The organism is Psittacicella gerlachiana (assembly GCF_003585965.1).
Lineage (GTDB): Bacteria > Pseudomonadota > Gammaproteobacteria > Enterobacterales > Psittacicellaceae > Psittacicella > Psittacicella gerlachiana.
Window position 1 is genome coordinate 1 of record NZ_NRJF01000056.1, and the last position, 2,063, is coordinate 2,063.

1 protein-coding gene is annotated in these 2,063 nt (G+C 30.9%); it reads right to left on the reverse strand.

All coding sequences use genetic code 11. From position 1 onward, the window contains the following. Positions 1-367: 367 nt before the first annotated feature. A complete protein-coding gene (locus CKF59_RS02290; RefSeq protein ID WP_119534368.1) occupies positions 368-1,990 on the reverse strand; it encodes an iron-containing alcohol dehydrogenase in 1,623 nt (540 codons plus the stop codon). Positions 1,991-2,063: the final 73 nt, after the last annotated feature.

Here is a 2,063-nt window from a genome sequence, read left to right on the forward strand (position 1 = left end):
ATATAGATGTGTTTTTTATATTTAATAGAGTTATTATACTTTTATTTTGTAAATAGTAAAAGTATTTTAAACAATTCTAAATATTTTGTTTATAAAAATGTCTATACGTTAAAAAATTGCGAGAAAAAGAAGAGTGGGAGTGGAGTATAACCTTAAAGTTTTTAGGGTTAATATTTTAAAGTTGAACTTTAGGACTAAAATTATCTTAAGGTTGAGTTTGAGATTACTTTTTAGGAGTTATGCCAAGGGCATATCATTTTAAGATGAGGGGGATAAAAAATAAAGGAAGAGAAAGTAAAAAATAAAAGTAGTGAAAGTAAAACAATAAAGACAGAGAAACTCAAATAGGTTCAGAAGAGATCTGAACCTATTTGAGTTTACTAGTATGTTTCGTTTTACTTTTGGAGCTAACTTTTTTGCTTAGAATCGTTTTAGCTTTTAGTTTTTCCGTGCTATTTACAGGAGAAAAGGAAGGGGTAGCTTCTTCAGTAAGGACAATAGTTTGTTTACTCTTTTTCTGAACTTGTTGCACTGCTCGCTCTTTAAGAAAGATAATATCTTTAGCTATAGGTTTTATATGTATCCTAGATTTAGCTTTAGGCTTAAGTTTAGGTTTAAGAGTCTTTTTAGGTTTGTTCTTAGTAGCATTAACCTCTTTATCTTTCTTATTTTCTTTATAAAATTCTTTAAATTTTACAATTTTAAAACTTACACGTAATTTGCTTTTTATTACCAAACTATGCGGAGTTGAAATAGTTAAGGGTTGCTTCTTAATAATATTAGTAATCGTAATTCTTTTAACTTTTTGAAATTCACCAAATCCTTTATGGTTTTGTTCTTCCATGCTCTGGTAAATTCTTTCTATAATCTGTTTATCTTCCTCTAAACCATAGTCTTTAAGGCTAATTGGGATTTGCATGTTAGTAAAGAAGTTAGCAATTTGTTCAATTGCATAGTGAGCCGCTTTTTCAGTATTAGTTAAACGACATTTTAAGACTTCTCTTGCAAATCTTGCGAGACGTATTTTTTTATAAATAAATCTTTCACGGAGACTAGAAATAAAAGTAGCAGCTAAGCTAGGTGCATGTTCGATACCATAAAAAGCGGTAAGCATATGCCCAAGTTGATGAGTTGACCAATCTTCATCTTGTAATCCTACACCGATATAGCCATTAAGGGCATTAGTAGCAGCCCAACAAAAGTTAGCTCTTGCTTTATAATCTTGAGGATTATTTACGGTTAAAGGTCCATAGTGCCATAGAATTCGGAGAATACTTTCTGCGAAATAACAAGAAAGTTCATTGTCTTTACAAGCTTCATAATCAAGGAGGTATTGTTCAAAAACATGCATAATTGCATCTACTACTCCATTTTGGATTTGATGCTTGGATAGACTTAAGGTAAAACTGGGATCAATAATTGTAAATTGAGGAAAGAAGCTTTCACAGCCCATATCCACTTTTAAGTTACGATATTGATCAGAGATTACCGCCCACTTGTTCATTTCTGAACCTGTACCAGGACAAGTTAAAATAACTCCAAAAGGAGTGGGTGTATTTTTAAATTCTTTATTTTGAGGGGCAAAAATAATTTCTTGTTCGGCAACTTCAAAATAGTCTTTATATACATCAAATAATAAAATATCAAATTGATCGATATTTATATGCCCTGAAATAAATTTAGTTGCATCTATTACCGAACCTCCACCAATGGCAAGAAGGTAATTTACATGATTTTTACGAGCAACATAAATAGCCTCAACTAATTGGCTTACATCAGGATTGGTCTTAATTCCACCAAATTCTATTGTTTTGATTTTATGGTGGTTAAGTTGCTCAATAACCTGATCGAGGATTCCTAAATGTTTAACACTTCCTTGTCCATAAACTAGCATTACGGTAGCTTTTTCAGGGATTAACCTACCTAATTGCTTTAGTTGTTCCTGACCGAAGAGAACTCGAGTAGGGTTAAAAAATTCAAAATTATTCATATTCTTGTATTAAAACCTAAAATCTATTATTTAGATTTTTTGGGGCGATAAAGTAAATAGTCTATATTTTTAT